This window comes from Bradyrhizobium sp. Ken01, from assembly GCF_055807355.1.
Genome location: NZ_JBVVPC010000015.1, coordinates 120,221 through 138,782, shown reverse-complemented (window position 1 = coordinate 138,782; position 18,562 = coordinate 120,221). Strand labels below are relative to the sequence as shown.

Here is an 18,562-nt window from a genome sequence, read left to right as displayed (position 1 = left end):
TCCCTGGCTTTGGTCGGTGACGCTGACCGAATTCGACATCAACGCCTCGGTTCGTCATGCAGAGAGATTGGCGCAAGCCCCGGCAATTTGCTCGTTATGGGTTGTTAGACCGCGTTAGCCGTTGCGAGCCGCCGCGCGAGAGCGAAGAGAGCGATCCGCGATGCTGGCCGCCGCAGCAACACGGCGCGCGATGAGCTCGGTCATCCCACGCCGCGTCGGCTTGCATCAGTCGAAGATTCCGTGCTGTCCAGCTCAGGACGGCAGCGGCTGGCCCGCCTGCTCGCGGACGATATGATCGGCGTACCAATCCGCCCAGTTCTCATCGTGCCCGCCGGTCCGCTTCTCGTGCTCGCCATGTGCCGCCGCCGCGCGGCGCAGTGCTGCGGCCAGCGCAGCCTGCGAAGCGAATGTGGTGCCGTCGCCCGCGATCCGTCCCGGCAATCGCGTCGTGACCTCCTGGAACAGCCAGCCATTGCCGTCGGGATCGCTGAACGAGGCAAATGAGCCGTAGCTGCCGCGCTTCGGGTCAGCACCGCTCACCCGAACGCTGCCGGAGAGATAAGGCTCGTCGGTCCCGGCGTGAACATCGCCGGCTCCGTGGAACGGAGCGCTGACCTCAATGCCGCGGTCGAGCAGATCCTTTCGTGCCACCTCCAGATCGGAGACGATCAGGTACAAGCCTCGCGCCGAGCCCGGCGATGCCGCCGTCACGTTCCGGCCGAAGATCACCGAGCAGGCCGAACCCGGCGGCGTGAACTGGATCACGCGCCAATCGTCGCCGGAGGCAAAATCGGCGTCCAGTCGCCAGCCGAGACGCGCGTAGAAGGCCTTGGCGCGATCGACATCGGACACGGGGATCACGATCACCTCGAGCCTCTGATCGACGCCACGCGATGTCGAAGGCTTATTCGCAGACTGGTTGGAAGGCTTGTTGGAAGGATTGGCCGCGGCGTCGCGGTCGATTTCAGTAGTGGCCATGTCGAACTCCCTGGGTTGGATCTAAGACGAACTTCAACCAGCGGCGATCGGCATCACGATGGTTACGCGTGTGCCGTCTTCTCCCGCCTCGCCCTGCAGTCGGGCGTGAATGCTGCGTGCGAGTCCTTCGAGAATCCGGCTGCCGGTGCCCTGAAGCGGCCCGGTCGCACCGATCCCGTTGTCGGCCACCGTGCAGAACCAGGCGCCGTCGCGATTGGCCATTTCGATGCGGATCATTGCATCATTCCTCTTCGGGAAGGCGTGCTTGGCCGCATTCGTCACCAGCTCCGTCAGCATCAGCGCGAGCCGATGGCATTGCGACGCCGGCAACGTGCCGCTTTCGATCGCCGCCTCGCAGCGGATGCCCGCGGGCTCCAGCACGGCCTCGGAAATCGCTCCGCACAAATTTTCGAAGAAGGCCGCCACCGGGATCGCCGTACGGTCGTCATTGTCGGACAAGAGCTGATAGAGCCTGCCGAAGGCGACGATGCGCCGCTCGAGCCGGTCCGCTGCAAGCGATACGTCCCTGGTACCCGTTCGGGTGAAATCGCGGCGGACTGACGCACCGAGTATCGTCAGCGTGTTCTTCATCCGATGGTGGGATTCCCGCAGCACGAGCTCCCAGTCACGCGACTGATCGTCTAAACTGGCAACAAATTGAGATCGAACGACGTCGTCATTCGGCCGAGCATTGATACCGGACATCGTAGCCTCCCCGTTGGAATTAGCGTCAAACTCGGAACTGATACTGGATCCAGTTCGCGCGCATTGCTCGTTAGACGTTGCAAGATTTTGTTATGATGGCGGTACGACGACCGGACTCCGAGACGTATGCTTGGTCGTCAAGCACGCTGCCCGGGCTGTCCCGATCGCTTCGCAAGATGTTGGCGTTTAAGCCAATTTGAGACGGATCGCCGCGAGCAGCCGGCCAATTGCCGGCGCCCCACGCGATTTCGCCACTTTCGACCAGTTTACTCAGGGTTCCCTTCTGGTAGATCAAAGTGCAGAGTTCAGCTCTTTCACTGGAATGATTGGCCCGTGCCGGACACTAACGACCAGGATTTGGCCATTGCTTTCGGGCCATTCCGGCTGTTTGCAAAGACGCGGCTGCTCGAGAAGGACGGCGCCCCGGTTCACCTCGGCGGCCGCGCACTCGACATTCTCGTTTTCCTGGCCGAGCGCGCCGGCGAGGTCGTGGACAAGCGTGAGTTGATCCGGCGGGTCTGGGCCGACGTGAATGTGGACGAAGGCAGCCTGCGCTTTCACATCACGACGTTGCGCAAGGCCTTGGGCGATCCGGGCGAAGGCTCCCGCTACGTCGTGAACGTCCCCGGACGGGGTTATTGCTTCACGGCCGCGCTGCTCCGGGCCGCCCCATCGGAGAACCGGACCAGCCTGCCCGTCGCTGCGCCGCGCTCGCTGCCCTCGCCGCTTTCGAAGATGATCGGGCGGGACGATGCGGTCGCGAAAATTTCCGCCGAACTCGCCTTGCATCGCTTCGTCACGATCGTCGGCCCCGGCGGGATCGGCAAGACCTCGGTCGCACTGGCCGTGGCGCATGGCGAGCTCCAGGCCTTTGACGGCCAAGTGTGTTTTGTCGATTTCGGCGCACTGCGAGAAACCAGGCTCGTTGCGGGAACAATTGCGGCCGCGCTCGGCCTGACCGTCAATTCCGACGATCCGATGCCGGGGTTGCTGACGTTCCTGCGCAGCCGGCGGATGCTGCTGGTCTTCGACAGTTGCGAGCACATCCTCGACGATCTCGCCCCCCTGGCCGAGCGCATCGTCCGGGAAGCGGGCGGGCTGCATATTCTTGCCACCAGCCGCGAATCTTTCCGCGCCGATGGTGAGCGTGTCCATCGGCTGTTTCCACTGGATTGCCCGCCACAGCGCGACGGACTCGGCATCGCGGATATCCTTGCCTATCCCGCAACTCAGCTCTTCGTGGAACGCATTGCAGAGAGCCTGAGCGAATTCGAGCTCAGCGAAGAGGATGCGCCGCTCGTCGCCGAGATCTGCCGTCGGCTGGACGGCATCGCGCTCGCCATCGAGCTCGCGGCCGGGCGTGTGAACGCCTATGGCATTGCCGGGACCGCCTCGCTGCTCGACAGCCGTTTCTCGCTGCTATGGCGCGGTCGGCGCACCGCTGTCCCGCGGCACCACACCCTGAGTGCGGCGCTCGCCTGGAGCTATGATTTGCTGCCGGCAAACGAAAGCGCAACACTGCGCGGATTGTCGGCATTCGTCGGGCCGTTCACCCTGGAGGCCGCGCTTGCGGTCGCATCCTGTCAGGGCATTGGCGAGGCAGAAGCCGCCGAGGCGATCTCCAATCTGCTTTCCAAATCGCTGATCGCGACCTCGCCTGCGGAGCGGCGGCTGCGCTATCGCCTGCTGGATACGACGCGTGCCTTCGTCGCGGAGAAGCTCGTCGAGAACGGCGAAGCGGACCGCATCGCACGCGCCCACGCCGAATATTTCCGCGACTTCCTGCGCGACATCGCTCTCCAATCCACGGGCATGCAGAGTGCCGGCGGCTTCCTTCCCTATGCCGACCACCTGCCCAATGTTCGGGCCGCGCTGACCTGGAGCTTTTCACACGGCGGGGACCGAACGATCGGCGTGGATCTGGCGGCGTCGGCGGCCCAGTTCTTCCTTGAGCTGACATTGCTGACGGAATGCTACCGCTGGACCCAGCAGGCGCTAGCGTCCCTCGATGCGAGCGCGGGGGATGGCCGCAATGAAATGATCTTGCAGGCCGCGCTCGGCGTCTCCGCGATGTTCACGCAGGGCAATACCGAAGCGGTCCGCTCGGCGTTCACGCGCAGTCTCCAGCTTGCCCGAGAGCTCCAGGATCTGCACTGGCAGCTCTGGCTGCTGCGCGGATTACACATCTACCTCACCAGGGTCGGGGATTTTCACGGAGCGCTCGGAACCGGCGAACAGGGCGAGAGCGTCGCGCGGAAGCTGAACGATCCTGCCAGCACGCTGAACGTCGAATGGATGCTGGGCGTGGCGCATCATTTGATCGGCAACCAGGACAAGGCGGTGCAGCTCTGCGAGAGCGCGATGTTGCACAATCCCGGCTCTCAGCGGCTGAATATCGGGCATCTCGGCTATGACGACCGCATCGTCGCACTGGTGGCGCTGGCGCGCGGGCTTTGGCTCACCGGCCGGCCCGATCGTGCGATCGAGGCGTCCCGATACACCATTCGCGAAGCCGAGCTGCTCGAGCAGCCGCTCACTCTCGGTATTTCCTTGATCTGGACCATCTACGTGTTCCTCTGGGTCGGCGACTTGGCCAATGCGGAAATCCTGATCGAGCGGCTGATCGATCATTCCGCGCGGCACTTCCTCGGGCCCTATCACGCGGTCGGCATCGGCCAGAAGGGTGAGCTGCTGCTTCGCCGCGGCGACGTCGCCGGCGGCATCGAGCACCTCCGCCGCAGCCAGGCCACGCTGTACGCGACGCGACACCGGATCATGACGACGGTGTTTGCGACCGCGCTCGCCGAGGGGCTTGCCACTCAGAACCAGGCCGGCGAAGCCTTGCAGACCATCAATGATGCCATCGCGGAGATCCCGGATCATGGCGAATCCTTCGACATGCCGGAGATGCTCAGGGTCAAGGGCGACATCCTCGCCCGGTCGGGCAACGCCGCGGAGGCCGAGAGCTGCTTCCGGGAATCGCTCGATCTGTCACGCCGCCAATGCGCGCTCGGCTGGGAGCTGCGCGGGGCGATCAGTCTCGGCCGGGTCTGGCGCCAGGCCGGAAAAGCCAGAGACGCACGCGCCCTGCTCGCCCCGCTCGTCGCACGATACCAAGAGGGCCTCCAGACCCGTGATCTGGTCGCCGCCAGGGAGCTCCTTACGGCGCTGAATTGAGAGTATCTTCAACGGGATACCGCAAGAATATCCGCTCGCAACTCCTAACAACTTCTAACACGCCAAGCCGCATCCGCCCCGCCATGGTGGCGGCACTTCATGGTGGATATGGCGGACATGGCGCTTCTTGACGATGCAATTGATGCCAGCGGCGGAATGGCCCGCTGGAATAGCTTGAGCCGGTTCACGCTTCACCTCTCCGTCGCCGGAACGCTGTTCTCCAGCACCGGACATGCCAGCGAATTCAAGGACGTGACGGCGGAGGGCTCGACCCGCACGCAGTCGGTCCGCTTCACCGGCATCACCGGAGGCGAACACTCCGGCTCTTTTCAGCCGGACGCGATCACGATCGAAAGCCTCGAGGGTGAGGTCCTCAGGACCTGGCGCAATCCGAGCCTTGCGTTCACCGAGGCCGGTTCGCCCACGCTGGTGGACGAACTGCATCTCGTCTTCTTCTGCGGCGTCGCGATCTGGAACTATCTGACCAATCCATTCCTGCTCGCACATCCCGACGTGGTGGTGGAGGAACTGTCACCATGGCAGGAGAACAACGAGACATGGCGGCGGCTCCGGGCGCAGTTCCCGCCGGGCCTGATCACGCTTGCGCCCGAGCAGATCTTCTATTTCGACGACAACGCGTTGCAACGGCGGACCGATCACGATCTGTTCGGAATGAAGGTCGCGCATTTCTCCTGGGCGCATGACAGCTTCGGCGGGATCGTGGTGCCGACGCTCCGACGCGCGCAGACGCTGCGGCCCGACGGCACCGTGGTCGCCAAGCCCGTGCTGATGGATGTCGAGATCTTTGACGCCGTGTTCGAGTAGCGGCACGCGCGATTCGCTTCGACTGGTCAGGCCGCCGGCTCGTTCAACATGCGCCGTGCCGCAATGAGATCGGCGGTCTCGAACCCTTCCGAGAACCGGGCATAGGTTTGGGCGAGCTGTTCGAGCGGATTTTGCCCACGCTGCCGGATTCGGAGCCGCGCCAGCGACATCTGGGCGCGCAGCCGCCAGGATAGCGCGCCCTGCTGTTCGGCGAGCGAGATCGAGGCGACGAGATCCGCCTCGGCTGCGTCGGGATTGCCGCCATGGGCCTCCAACTCTCCCCGCAGACGGAGCAGCTCGGGCATGTCGAAGCCGCCGCCTTCCTGCTCGACCCGCAGAATGGTTTCATGAAGAACATGAATGCCTTCCGTCAATTGTCCCAAGCTGACCAGGCCCCGCGACAGATCCGCAGCGAACGCCGAGGCGTAGAGCTCGTAGCGATCGGCGTGCAGGCGTGGAAGCGCACTTCGCATCAGGTCGACGCCGCCGGCGACCTCGCCCCGAGCGATCATGCTCTGCGCTCGAAAACCCGCCGCGACGGCTTCGTAAGGGACGAGTCCGTGCATGCTCGCATGCGCGGCCAGACGACCGGTCATTGCCTCGACCGACGACCAGTCGCCAAGCCAGCCGAACACCGAAGCGGACCAGCATAATGCGATAGAATGCATGACCACGTCATGCGGCGCCGAAGCACCGACCAGCGGCCGGATGCATTCAAGCGCACGATCGGGAAAGCCGCGCAGCCATAGCACGCGCGCAAGCGGAATCTGCGGTGTGCGTGAATAGGCGAAATGCCCGGGTTGGGTCCCGCGGAGCACAGCGTCGTCGCGCAGGCCCTGGTCGAGATGGGCTTGCGCCTCGGCCTGGTCTCCGGCGAGGTGATACGACACGCCGAGCAGCGCTTTGCTCCCGGCGATGCCCGCGGTATCGCCGATCAGGCGAGCAATCCGCTCGGCGTGAAGCGCAGTCGGCACCAGATGCCGATAGCGACCGGTCCGGCGGTAGAACATATTGAGCCGGGACAACAACCTGAATGTGTTGGCATGATCGGAAAGCGCTTCCGCTATTTCCAGCCCGCGCTTGAGCGCCGCTTCCGCCTGCTCGCTGTTACGCTCGGTGAACATGAAGGCGTGACCGAGCGTCGACTGAAGTTCGAGCTCCCATGCGCCGCCCCGGTCGGCCTCGTCCAGCATTGCGAGTGCGCGATCGGACCAGATGCGTGCCTCGTTCAGCAAATTGAGTTCGACGAACAGCCTTGTGCAGCTGCCGGCGAGCGGCACGCGCAAGCCGGCGCCCTCGTCGTTGGCGTAACTCCATTGCAGCGCAGCGCGGGCATCGGCGAGCAGGCTCGCGCGTTCCTGCAATCGCGACGCATGATCGCTGCCCTCCTTATCCTTCATGCCCGCTTCGAGCGTGCATTGAACATAGAGAGCGTGACGGTGCGCGATCTGCGCCAGCTGTCCGCCGTCGGCCAGTTTCTGCAGGGCATAGGCACGCGTTGCGTCGAGCAGGCGATAGCGCCGAGATGCGCCGTCCGGCTGGGTGGAAACCAGCGACTTCACCACGAGTTGCTCCAGCGCCTCGACGACGCGATCCTCCGGCATCGCCGCCCCGGCTGCGACCGCTATCGCGCCCTTCAACGTGAAGTAACCTGCGAAGACCGCGAGGCGCTGAAATACGATCCGCTCGTTCTCGCCGATCAGACCGAAACTCCAGTCGAGCGTAGCGCCGAGCGTCTGCTGCCGCTGCGGCGCCGTTCGCCGCCCGCGCCATTCGAGCTGCAGCCGGTTGTCGAGCAGCGCCGCCATCTCGCGCAGTCCGTAGAGACCGACACGTGCAGCAGCCAGCTCGATCGCCAGCGCGATGCCATCGAGCTTGCCGCAAATCCGGGCCAGGACTTCGGCATCCTCGTCGGTGATGTCGTCGCGATGCCCCGCCGCGACGGCCCGATCGACGAACAGGCGCACAGCGGGATAGGCCAGCACCTCGCCGGCACTGAGGCGGGTGCCCTGGGGCGGCCCCGGGAGCGAAACGAGCTCGAAAATCTGCTCGCCTTCCACCAGCAGCGACTCGCGGCTGGTTGCGAGGATGACGATGCCCGGCGCCTCCCGGTAGATGTTTTCTGCAAGACGCGCGACCTCCTCGATGACGTGCTCGCAGCTGTCGAGCACGAGAAGAAGCCGCCGGCCGCGCAGGAAATTGACGATGCTGGCCGAGGGATCATCGTGGTGCACGACGAGTCCTAACGCGGCAGCAACCGTGCTCGCGACCAGGGCCGCGTCCTTGAGCGGACCGAATTCGAGGAAATGGACGTTGCCGTCGAACCCATCGCACATTTCGTGCGCGAGCGCGGTCGCAACGGTGGTCTTGCCGATGCCACCCGGCCCTCGCAGCGTGACGAAACGATCGCGGAGCAAGCGAGCCGCCAACTCGGCCACGGCGTCCTCGCGCCCGACCATCCGGTCCAATCGGCGCGGCAGCGACGGTGGCGGCGCGGCCCTTCCAGGCGCAGACGCCAGCGCCGCCACCTCAGCGCGCCCGCCACGCCGCACGGGCGCGACAAAGCAATAGCCCCGGCCCGGAATGTTGGTGATGTAGCGGGCCCCATCCTTTCCGTCGCCGAGCACCTTGCGCAACTCCGCAACATGGACGCGCAGGCTGACCTCCTCGACGGAAAGTCCGGACCACGCATAGCCGAGAATTTCGTCCTTCGGGACCACTTCGCCGGCGCGACTGACCAGCAGGCGCAAAATATCCATCGCGCGGCTGCCGAGCCTGACCGGCGAGCCATCCTTCTCCAGCAGCCGCGACCGAAGCGAGAATGGCCCGAACGCGACGGCATCGAAATCTGGGATCGCCGCGGCGTCGCGGCCGCGGGGACCCTGTCCTGCCGAGAGCTCGGTCACTTCTGACTCATCCTGAAGGCCGCTCCATCGAAATGCGCCGCGACTATAGCCGGCACCGGTGGGAGGTCCAGCGAGGGCAACGCCCGGAACTCACACCGCCGCATCAACCTCCACGCGGTGACCGGCGCTCTCCTGAGGCGCGTCGGGGATGCGCAAACATCTGATAAATTGTACAAAAACGGCGCTTCCTGAGACGGGATGCCGCACCCGATGCGCTCCCACAAAAACTAACACATCCTAATCACCACTAACGAGCTTGCAGGTCGGCTCACGCCTATCCTCTCAGCATGGAAAGCAGGGCTTTGCGCGTTTGCTGGTTGCAAACAGCAGAGAAAGCCCGGAGAGGACGAATGATGTTGACCAATTTGCAGGCAGGTGATGCCTGGATTGAATTTCCGGGCGCCTCGGGGGATTGCGAGATTCCCCAGGCAACACAAGCGATCATTCGGGAGCGTCAATGGCGTGAGATCGATCCGCGCGCGGGGGCGGCGGCTGAGGACATCGCGATCTCGCGGTGGGAAGACCCGCGGAGCACCTCGTCGCACGCAGCGACGACGCCTGAGGATCGCTATTTCGTCGGCATCGCCCTCAGGACCACGCGCGCGAAGCTCATCCGGGATCGCCAGGTCATTTTTGACGGGACCATGCCCGCGGGCACACTGTATCTCACCGCGCCGTCGAAGCCCCTCGCCGTGCAGTTCCAGTCGCCATGCGCCTTCTTGCACTTTCACATTTCCGCGGATCAATTTCAGGAGCAATCTTCCGGGACCGAGGGATTGAATGATCTCGTCCTGTTGCGCGATCCGCTCGCAGCCGAGCTTGCAAAGGCGCTGATCGAACTTGGCGACGCCGCGGACCACGAGTTTACGCGCTGCATTGGCCAAACCCTCGCGATGCATCTCGCGCGCCTGGAATTGCCACGCGCCAAGGTCAATGCCTTGCCGAAATGGCGGCTACGGCGCGTCGAGCAATATGTCGCCGATCATTTCCACCGCTGCATCAGCCTGTCCGAACTCGCCAAGGTCGCCGGCCTGTCCAGAATGCACTTTGCGGCGCAGTTCCGCGTCGCGACCGGTTACCGGCCCCGCGAATATCTGCTCAACCACCGGATCGAGCAGGCCAAGACGCTGCTGGCCACCACCGAACGGCCGCTGGCGGAGATCGCGCTGGCGGTCGGCTTCAGCACGCAGGCGCATTTTTCGACCGTCTTCAAGCGCATCAGCGATCAATCCCCGGCACGCTGGCGTCTCGCCAACAAGGGCGGACGGCGAGAGGTGCAAGCACTCCCTCCGCGTCGTCCTTCTACGGAGAGGGACTGGATCGGCGCAGCCGCGTAAGCATTCGCTCGCGCCCTCATCCTCCCGGGCCTGCGAGCCACTCGGGGCCGCCCCTGCACCCACACAGGGCGGCCCCCCCTTTTTTCTACACAGGATCGAAAGCCCGGATCGGCGGCAGATTGCCGGTGAACTTCTCGACCTCGACTGTCGTGAGCTGGCCGGTGCAGCCTTGCGCAAAGGACGAGGTGCCGACGTCGCGGGTGAGCACGTTCGGATTGCCGTGCACGCAGAGCGGTGCATCGTCTTCGGGGTCCATCGGGTCGTACCAGGCGCCGGTCGGCAGCTGGACCACGCCGGGCGCGATGCTGTCGGTAACGTGGACCGCGGCGAGGCAAGCGCCGCGCGCGTTGAACAGCCGGATGATGTCGGCGTGCTTGATCCCGCGCGCGTCTGCGTCCTGCGGGTTCATGCGCGCGACCTCGCGGCCGCGATGTTTGCTTTGAAGCGAATGGCCGCCGAAATCGAGCTGGCTATGCAGACGCGTCACCGGCTGGTTGGCGACCAGGAAGCACGGCGCCCCCGGCTTGGGCATGTCGGACTTCTCCAGCCAGACCGGATGGCCCGGGCAATCCGCATCGCCATGACCCGCGATCTTGGCAGAGAATATTTCGATGCGACCGCTCGGCGTCGGCAAAGCCTGATTGACGGGATCGCCGCGGAAGCGGCGCAGCCGGCCGCCGTCGTCGGGCTGCTGCGGCACGACCAGGCTGCCGCGCCGCCAGAACTCTTCGAAGCTCGGCGCCTCCAGGCCGCGCGCTTCGAGCGAGGCGCGGGTCGGCTCATAAAGATGTTCCAGCCACTGACGTGACGTCCGCCCCTCCGTGAAGGGTTCGCGCGCGCCGAGGCGGTCGGCGAGATCGGCGAAGATCTCGTAGTCGTCGCGCGCAAGGCCGAACGGCTCGGCGATCCGGTGCATCGCGACCATCAGGGGATCGTTGCTGGAATAGCCGATGTCTTCGCGTTCGAGCGTCATGGTCGAGGGCAGCACGATGTCGGCATGCCGGGCCGTGGCAGTCCATGCGAGCTCGTGCACCACAAGCGTGTCCACTTTCGCAAACGCTTTGCGCAGGCGGTTGATGTCCTGGTGGTGATGGAAGGGATTGCCACCGGCCCAGTAGACGAGGCGGATATCCGGATAGGTGCGCGTCTCGCCGTTGTAACGATAGCTGCTTCCCGGGTTGAGCAGCATGTCGGCGATGCGCGCCACCGGAATGAAATCGCGGACGGCGTTGCGGCCCTGCCCCAATGTCGGTCCCGGCACGTCGTTGACGCGGCGGCCGTAATAGCCGATCGCCCCCAACGAATAGGCGTAGCCGCCACCGGAGAGGCCGATCTGGCCGAGCGCGGCCGCCAGCACCATGCCCATCCACACCGGCTGTTCGCCATGCTCGGCGCGCTGGAGCGAATGAGAGACGGTGATGAGCGCGCGCTTGCCGGCAAGCCGGCGCGCCAGATTGCGGATTGTGTCGGTGTCGACGCCGCAGATCGCGGCGGCCCATTCGGCGTGCTTGGGTTGGCCATCGCTCTCACCGGTGAGATAGCGCAGGAAGACGGGCCATCCCTCGGTGTAGCGATCGAGGAAAGCCTGGTCGTGCAGGTTTTCCGCGAACAGCGTATGAACAAGGCCGAGCATGAGCGCGGTGTCGGTGCCGGGCACGCATGTCATCCATTCGGCGCCGGCCTCGACGGGCAGGTCTTCGCGCAGTGGGCTGACCAGGATGAACTCGCAGCCGCGGCGGCGCGCAGCTTCCATCGCGCCGCGCTCGACATGCTTGCTGATCGAGCCGCCTGCGACCATCGAGTTCTTCAGCGCCATCCCGCCGAACGCCAGCACGATGTCGGTATCAGCCGCGATCTGCTCCCAGGTGACGTTGCGCTTGGTGATGTCCTCGTAACCGCAGAGGATCTGCGGCAGCAGCACCGAGGACGCGCCGGAGGAATAGGAGTTCACCGAGCGCACATAGCCGCCCAAGGCGATGTTGAGGAAGCGATGCACCTGGCTCTGGGCGTGGTGGAAGCGGCCCGCGCTCGACCAGCCATAGGAACCGCCGAACACCGCGCCGGGGCCGCGTGTGTCACGGATGCGTGCCAGCTCGTCGCCGAGCAGATCGAGCGCCTTCTCCCAGCTGACGGAGACGAATTCGTCGCGGCCGCGGCGATCGTCGGGACCGGGACCGCGTTCGAGCCAGCCGCGGCGGATCGCCGGCTGGGTGATGCGCGCCTGATGGCGCAGCGCGCCGGGAAAATTGTCGATGATGCGGTTCGGATCGGGGTCGCCCGCATACGCCCTGACCTCGAGCCCGGCCTCGCCTTGACGTGCCGAGAACACGCCCCAATGCGAGGTGTGCGGCTTGAAGCCGTCGGACAGGTCGAGCCCGGGGTCGGGGAAGCCAATCGCATCGTCCATCGTTGCATTCCTTGTTCCGGTCGGCACGGTCCCGGCCGCACCGATGTCATCCGGGTGGCAGTATAGCGATCCGCTCTTCGATGTCGTCGGGTCAGGGCCGGCGAAAATGCCGGGCGCTCGTGCAAAGACAGATTGACGAACGTTCGCAGACGATTTTCGACCAGTTTGTGCTTTTATTTTCAACGCTTTAGTCGGTTGCATTCAGAGCCGCGCGGTCCGTCTTTCGGTGAGACTTGGCGCGAGATCTCTTTGCGACGACACTGACATTGAAATGTGCGATATGCCGCCCGTCACACACAACATCGGTCCCATCATGATCAAGCGCGTCTTGCCCTACGAAGGTCTGCTCCACGAAGTGGTCGAGCATCATGGCGTGCTCTACATAGGCGGAATCGTCCCAGAGGACACGAGCCTCGACATGTCGGGCCAGGCAAATGACGTCCTCGGGCAGTTGGCGCAGCTGCTCAAGACCCTCGGATCCGATTTGAGCAACGTCTTGCAGGTGACCATCTACATGACGAGCCTCAAGGAGAAGGCGGAGTTCAATGCGGCCTGGAAGGCGCATTTTGCAGAGGCTCATCTGCCGGCGCGCGCCGCAATCGGCGTCGCCGATCTCGGTCCCGGCGTCAAACTCGAGATCACAGCCATCGCCGCTCGACAATAGTGGCACGGGAGCCGCTGATTGAGAGTCCCGACGATCATCAAGCCCAAATGCGTGACCTGTTGCGGTTGAGGCAAGTCGAATCAGGAGGCGGCCGCTTGGTACAGGCACTCGCGTAGCCAAGCATGAGCTCCGTCCTCCTGATTGCGCGGATGCCACAGCGCAACGATACGCGCTGGCGGCAGATCGAGCGGCGGCGGCGTGAGATCGAGCTCGTGGGAAAATCGCATTAGAAAGCGTCGCGGCAGGGTGCAGATACAGTCACTTTGCGCAAGGATGACCGGCGCCAGCGCATAGGTTTGAATCGAGACGGCGACACGTCGGGAACGGCCAAGCGCAGCCAGCGCGTCGTCGACCAGCCCGGAAAAGCCGCCGCCGTCGGCAGAGATCAGCAGATGATCGAGCGCACAAAAGCGATCGAGATCGAGCGCGCTGTTGCCGCGGGGATGACCCTTGCGCTGGGCGGAGAGGAAGCTGTCCTCGAAAAGCGGGCGCTGCATCAGATCGCCGTGTGCGCCGTCAGCCCCCGTCACCAGAATGTCGATCTCGCCTCGCTCAAGCCGATCGACCACGTCGCGCGTGGGATGGACGAAGGCCAGCCGCGCCCGTGCAGCCGTGGAGGTCAACCGCGCGACGAATCCGGGCGCCAAGGTCACGGCTGGATTCTCGTGGATGGCAACGACAAAGGTGCGCTGGCTGTGGACAGGGTCGAATGCGGCCGGCCCTTCGACCATGCGACGGAGCTTGCCGAGCACGTCCGCCAGCTCCGCCTGCAGCTCGACCGCTCTGGTCGTCGGCACCACGCCGCGGCCCGCCGCCGCGGGCACGAACAACGGGTCGGCAAAGACCTGTCGCAGCCGGTTCAACCGAGCCGATAGCGCCGGCTGACCGATGTTCAGGCGCGACGCCGCGCGCGTGACGTTCCGCTCGCGCAGCAGAGCCTCCAGGGCGAGCAATAGGCCAAGGTCGATCTCGGCGAGATCGGTGTCGTCGGCCGGTCGACCTGGACCGCGTTCCGCATCCGGCATCGGTCTTCCCCCGCTCAAGCACATGATCGCGGCCGGACGAGCCGCGACGAGAGAGGTAAAGCCAAAACGGCGGCCTGAAAAGCTGGGCTGACCGCCTTTTCGATATCGACGGGGTCGATGGGACCTATCAAACCCACGGCCCTCCCGGCGGCGTGGTTCGCTTCGTACTTCCCGGTCACCGCGGCGCTGGCAATCAGGCCGGCTCAGCCACGACCTGGAGGAGGACCTTGATGACGCATGCGATGAAAACCTATCGCATCGGCGATGCAGCCGTCACGCGGATCGATGAGTTGCGGCTTGCCGCATTCAAGTTCGAGGCCCTCTATCCTGACGCCGAGCCGGATGCGCTGGAGCGCCATCGCGACCGGCTGGAGCCAGGCTCTTTCGATCCTGCAACCGGCACCTTCATTCAGAGCATCCACAGCTGGCTGGTCAAAACCCCGCACCACACGATTTTGATCGATACGGCGACCGGCAACGACAAGAACCGGCCCGACATCCCGCCGCTGCATCGTCTGAACGAGCCGTTCCTGGCGCGGTTGGCGGCGGCGGGCGTCACTCCGGAACAGGTGGAATACGTTCTGCTCACGCATGTCCATGCTGACCACGTCGGCTGGAACACGCGCTTGGTCAACGGTCGCTGGATTCCGACATTCCCGAACGCGACTTACGTCTTCTCCGGGATCGAGCAGGCCTATGGCGAGAGCCTCGCAGCGGGCACGGAGCCCACAGGGGCAGCCCGCCCGGACCCGGCGCTCGGCCCGGCGGCGCGCAAGCCGGCCGACCGCGTCTATGACGACAGCGTGCGGCCGGTGATCGAGGCAGGGCTTGCCCAGCTCATCTCCGTGAATGGTGAGGAGGTCCTGGACGGCATCTCTTTCATCCCGACGCCCGGCCACAGCATCGATCACGCGTCGATCCGTCTCGTATCGCGCGGCGAGCAGGCGCTTTTTGCCGGCGACGTGATGCACCATCCGTTGCAGGTGTATGAGCCTTCGCTCAATTCCTGCTTCTGCGAATTCCCTGAGGCCGCCTTGCGCTCGCGCGCCGCCGTCCTCGAGGACGCAGCCGAGCTTGGCGCAACCGTCTTCACCACCCATTTCGCACAATCGTCCGTCGGACGCATCGACCGCTGCGGCGATCGCTTCGCCTGGCAATTCCTCTGATCAAGGAGACCGATCATGGACCAGCACACTTACACGCAGGCAGAGAGGCCCGACATCGTGGTCGAGGATCTCATGATCCCGAGCGATACGGCCGGCATCTCGCTTCACTTGCGCAACAAGCGACAGGCGACGCGCACGACGTTTTCCGCCGAGCGAACCATCCTGATGATGCACGGCGCGACCTATTCGTCCGAAAGCCTGTTCGACGTGCCGCTCGGCGGCATCTCCTTCATGGATCATCTGGCGGGGCATGGTTACGACGTCTTTGCACTCGACGTGCGCGGCTATGGCGGATCGACGCGTCCGCCCCAAATGGACGCACCACCGGAGGAGTCGGAGCCGCTCGTGCGCACCGAAGTCGGCGTGCGTGACCTCGCCAGCGCAGTCCAATACATCCTGAAGCAGCGCAACATCACGCAGCTCAATCTGGTCGCGATGTCCTGGGGCGGCTCTGTGGCCGGCGCCTACACGGCAGGCAATAACGACAAGGTCGCAAAGCTCGCGCTGGTCGCGCCACTGTGGTTGCTGAAGGGCCCGGCTCCGATCGATGCGGGCGGCCGCCTCGGGGCCTATCGCCACGTCCCTGTTCTGGACTTCGGGGAGCGCTGGCTTTCGGCAGCACCGGTAGCAGCGCGATCAAGTCTAATTCGAGCGGGCGGCTTCGAACTCTGGGCGAACATCTCGCTCGCGACAGACCCGCAGGCCAGCGCAGGAGCTCGTTCGCTCATGCGTGCCGTGAACGGCCCGATCCTGGACATCCGCGAATACTGGGCCGCCGGCAAGGCCCTTTACGAGCCCAGCGACATTCGCGTGCCGGTGCTCCTGGTCCACGCCGAATGGGACCGGGACGTGCCCATCGACTCGGCACAGGACTTTTTCCTCTCGCTGAAACACGCACGATATCGGCGATGGGTAGAGATCGGCGAAGGCACGCACATGGTTCTGCTGGAGAAGAACCGGTTGCAGGCGTTCGACGCGATTAACCAGTTTCTCTCGGAACAGTATGAGCACAAGTAGCGCGATCTTCGCGCAGATCCCGCCGCGAAATCACTGGGGTTTCGCCTGATACTCCCCCCGACCGAACGGAGGCGCTCCTCGCGCTTCCGGTTCCCGAAACGTCCGATCCGTGGGGACGATCGCATGCGCCGTCCACTGTTCCGGAACGTATGACCGATGGTCCCTCCGAGTTCCGGGCGCATGCTGGGCAGACAAACAATGACCCGCATGGAGTGAAACTATCAAAGTTTAATGCGCTCTGTCGTTCTCATCGATCAGATTGGGGACGGGTTCTGAGTTGTTAGGCGACCAATGCAGGCAGGATTTGCGTTCTCCAAGCTCGCCGACCGGTTGGCGAGCCTCACTCCCGTAACGGCCGACGATCTCCACCTGCTCGCGGACATGGCAAGCACAATCGCGCATCTCAGTTCGCGCCAGGCCGTTTTGCGGCATGGCGATGATGCCACCCAGTGCTGTCTGCTCCTCCAGGGATATCTGTCCTGGCAGGATGCAGAGAGTGCGGACGGGCAGATCACGTCAATCCATGTTCCCGGTGACATCGCTGATCTACACACGCTTTATCGTCCTCGCGTTGACGGCAACCTGATCGCGCTTGGCCCTGCCATCGTCGCTCTCGTGCCACACCGCTTCTTTCACGAGTTGTCCGCGCGTTCGCCCGCGATGTCTCGCGCATTGCTGCTGATGCTGCTCACCAGCCACGCCATTCAGCGCAACTGGACGGTGAACCTGGGCAGCCGTGATGCATTGACGCGCGTGGCGCATCTGCTGTGCGAGATCACCACCCGCCTGCAAAGTGTCGGCTTGGCGCGAGATCTCAGGCTGCCGTCACCCTTTACCCAATCGGATCTTGCGGCAGCATGCAGCATCTCCCCGGTCCACGCCAACCGCACGATTCAGGAACTGCGACGATGCAATCTCCTGCAATGGCAGGGTAAGACGGTAACGATCACGGACTGGCCGGGACTCGTGCGGCTCGCAAGATTCGATCCGACTTACCTGGGCATTCCGTCCAGCCGCGACGATGCGTCGGCCACGCGTCTCAGGCCACTTGCTGCGGACCTTGCGCTCGCTTGAGCCTCTCTCGGGCGACACCTTGGAGACTTGCGGAGCGTGCAATCAGGGCCTCCCGCGCCTCCCCAATGACGTCATCCCAATTGCCTGGTGTCCTCTGATGAAACAACCGCAGGCTTGGATACCAAAGGGAATGGGACTCGGATGACGGCCAGCGCCAGTCGCAATCCCCATGCAACAAGACCCACGCGTCACCGCCGAGGGCTCCCGCGAGATGGGCCACCATGGTGTCGACGCAAATGAGCAGATCGAGCCGCTGGAGCAGATGACCGAGAACCGTAATGTCAGGCGTACTGACGTCCTTCGCGCCGATCTCGGCCAGTTCGCGCGTTCCGGCCCCGCGTTGCAGCGAGTAGAGCGTCACGCCGGGAACGGCAAGATGCCCCAACAGGGACGGCGGGACCGTCCTTCGCTTGTCCCAATTGCCGACCTCCCAAACCAGGCCGACGGCAAGACCTTGTGGCAGTGGTAGCTCGATCGCCGGCGGCAGCGATACGTAAGGTGCACGCATCTCGACGTGCTCCCGCCTCGCCCTTATGGCATGCGGCACCTCCATGATCTCGATATCGACCTCGAAGTCGATGTCAGGTGCACCGTCGTGGAGCGCAAAGGCACGATCGACGCCAGCCGCTCGCTCAACCAGCGGCAGAAGCTCGCTCTGGCACCACACAGTGACGCTGCGCGCAAGATCGCGGAGCGGTCGCATGAAGCGCAGGAACTGGATGGTGTCGCCGAGCCCGTGGTAGCAGCGGACCAGCACATCCTTGCCCCTCAGCTCCTCGCCGCGCCAGATCCGCTGGAGATGACGCGGGCCGGTGTGCTTGGGTGGATACGCAAGCATCGTCAGGTCGCGATCGCTGATCGTCCAGGCGCGTTCGAAGTCGCCTGCCCGCATCGCCTCCGTCCAACCGCCTGACACCCGCGGTGATCCGATCAACGACGCACGAATTTGTGAAAGCGACTCACCTTGCCGTCCTTGGTGCGGTCCTGGTGAAGGAACGCAATGCCGGTCTCGTCGAACCTGGCGAAGAATTCGTCCCAACTGATCCGGTCGAGACCTTCGTCGGGCGGATCGAAATCGATGCGCAGGATGCCGGCGTGTCCGTCCTCCTCGGTAGCCTTGACGGTCGCGGGCTTTCCGCCGCGCTCCTCCGCCCATTTCCGGATCACGTCATGGCTGGTGGTCTGCTGGGCTTCGCTGGTTTGTGATTTGGATGACATGTGACACCTCGATTGCTGACAAGGAGCGAGCGACGGATCGGCCCTCGCGTCAGACTGTTTCGC

The 18,562-nt window shown here is 64.4% G+C and carries 14 protein-coding genes; 7 read left to right on the top strand and 7 right to left on the bottom strand.

What is annotated here, in order from left to right:
• Nucleotides 1-252 precede the first annotated feature (252 nt).
• Nucleotides 253-978, bottom strand: coding sequence for a VOC family protein (locus AC0L3S_RS17155; protein WP_473280045.1), 726 nt, complete (start codon nucleotides 976-978; stop codon nucleotides 253-255).
• Nucleotides 979-1,011: 33 nt separating this feature from the next.
• Nucleotides 1,012-1,683 carry a sensor histidine kinase gene (locus tag AC0L3S_RS17150; RefSeq protein ID WP_473280043.1) on the bottom strand — a complete coding sequence of 224 codons (672 nt, stop codon included), beginning with the start codon at nucleotides 1,681-1,683 and terminating at the stop codon, nucleotides 1,012-1,014.
• 333 nt (nucleotides 1,684-2,016) lie between these two features.
• On the opposite strand from AC0L3S_RS17150, the gene AC0L3S_RS17145 reads away from it, so the two are divergent.
• Both AC0L3S_RS17145 and AC0L3S_RS17140 read left to right on the top strand, forming a co-directional pair.
• The gene (locus tag AC0L3S_RS17145; protein WP_473280041.1) at nucleotides 2,017-4,860 is read left to right on the top strand and encodes an ATP-binding protein; all 2,844 of its coding nucleotides are present in this window, start codon (nucleotides 2,017-2,019) and stop codon (nucleotides 4,858-4,860) included.
• A 117-nt stretch (nucleotides 4,861-4,977) separates the two neighbouring features.
• Complete coding sequence (locus AC0L3S_RS17140) at nucleotides 4,978-5,685, top strand: hypothetical protein (RefSeq protein ID WP_473260141.1); 708 nt, start codon at nucleotides 4,978-4,980, stop codon at nucleotides 5,683-5,685.
• 26 nt (nucleotides 5,686-5,711) lie between these two features.
• Here AC0L3S_RS17140 and AC0L3S_RS17135 read toward each other — a convergent pair whose 3' ends face one another.
• On the bottom strand, nucleotides 5,712-8,591 hold the full coding sequence (locus AC0L3S_RS17135) for an ATP-binding protein (RefSeq protein ID WP_473280039.1): 2,880 nt from the start codon (nucleotides 8,589-8,591) through the stop codon (nucleotides 5,712-5,714).
• 353 nt (nucleotides 8,592-8,944) lie between these two features.
• On the opposite strand from AC0L3S_RS17135, the gene AC0L3S_RS17130 reads away from it, so the two are divergent.
• Nucleotides 8,945-9,928: a helix-turn-helix domain-containing protein gene (locus tag AC0L3S_RS17130; RefSeq protein WP_473280065.1), complete on the top strand. Its 984-nt coding sequence runs from the start codon at nucleotides 8,945-8,947 to the stop codon at nucleotides 9,926-9,928.
• An 85-nt stretch (nucleotides 9,929-10,013) separates the two neighbouring features.
• Here the strand turns inward: AC0L3S_RS17130 and AC0L3S_RS17125 are convergent, their stop codons facing one another.
• Nucleotides 10,014-12,335, bottom strand: a complete 2,322-nt coding sequence (locus AC0L3S_RS17125; RefSeq protein WP_473280036.1) for a molybdopterin guanine dinucleotide-containing S/N-oxide reductase — start codon at nucleotides 12,333-12,335, stop codon at nucleotides 10,014-10,016.
• 271 nt (nucleotides 12,336-12,606) lie between these two features.
• Here AC0L3S_RS17125 and AC0L3S_RS17120 point away from each other — a divergent pair, with 271 nt between their 5' ends.
• On the top strand, nucleotides 12,607-12,999 hold the full coding sequence (locus AC0L3S_RS17120) for a RidA family protein (protein ID WP_473260655.1): 393 nt from the start codon (nucleotides 12,607-12,609) through the stop codon (nucleotides 12,997-12,999).
• A gap of 80 nt (nucleotides 13,000-13,079) precedes the next feature.
• On the opposite strand, the gene AC0L3S_RS17115 is transcribed toward AC0L3S_RS17120, so the two are convergent.
• Entirely contained in the window at nucleotides 13,080-14,024 is a 945-nt protein-coding gene (locus AC0L3S_RS17115) for a LysR family transcriptional regulator (protein WP_473280034.1), read from the bottom strand.
• 230 nt (nucleotides 14,025-14,254) lie between these two features.
• Here AC0L3S_RS17115 and AC0L3S_RS17110 point away from each other — a divergent pair, with 230 nt between their 5' ends.
• From AC0L3S_RS17110 to AC0L3S_RS17100, 3 genes are all read left to right on the top strand, one after another.
• The gene (locus AC0L3S_RS17110; protein ID WP_473280032.1) at nucleotides 14,255-15,190 is read left to right on the top strand and encodes an MBL fold metallo-hydrolase; all 936 of its coding nucleotides are present in this window, start codon (nucleotides 14,255-14,257) and stop codon (nucleotides 15,188-15,190) included.
• Nucleotides 15,191-15,205: 15 nt separating this feature from the next.
• Nucleotides 15,206-16,207, top strand: a complete 1,002-nt coding sequence (locus AC0L3S_RS17105) for an alpha/beta hydrolase (RefSeq protein ID WP_473280030.1) — start codon at nucleotides 15,206-15,208, stop codon at nucleotides 16,205-16,207.
• Nucleotides 16,208-16,498: 291 nt separating this feature from the next.
• Complete coding sequence (locus tag AC0L3S_RS17100) at nucleotides 16,499-17,281, top strand: Crp/Fnr family transcriptional regulator (RefSeq protein WP_473280028.1); 783 nt, start codon at nucleotides 16,499-16,501, stop codon at nucleotides 17,279-17,281.
• On the opposite strand, the gene AC0L3S_RS17095 is transcribed toward AC0L3S_RS17100, so the two are convergent.
• Nucleotides 17,247-18,173, bottom strand: coding sequence for a glycosyltransferase family protein (locus tag AC0L3S_RS17095; protein WP_473280026.1), 927 nt, complete (start codon nucleotides 18,171-18,173; stop codon nucleotides 17,247-17,249). The two genes, AC0L3S_RS17100 and AC0L3S_RS17095, sit on opposite strands and share 35 nt — an antisense overlap.
• A gap of 38 nt (nucleotides 18,174-18,211) precedes the next feature.
• A complete protein-coding gene (locus AC0L3S_RS17090) occupies nucleotides 18,212-18,499 on the bottom strand; it encodes a hypothetical protein (protein WP_473280024.1) in 288 nt (95 codons plus the stop codon).
• Between the last annotated feature and the right edge of the window lie 63 nt (nucleotides 18,500-18,562).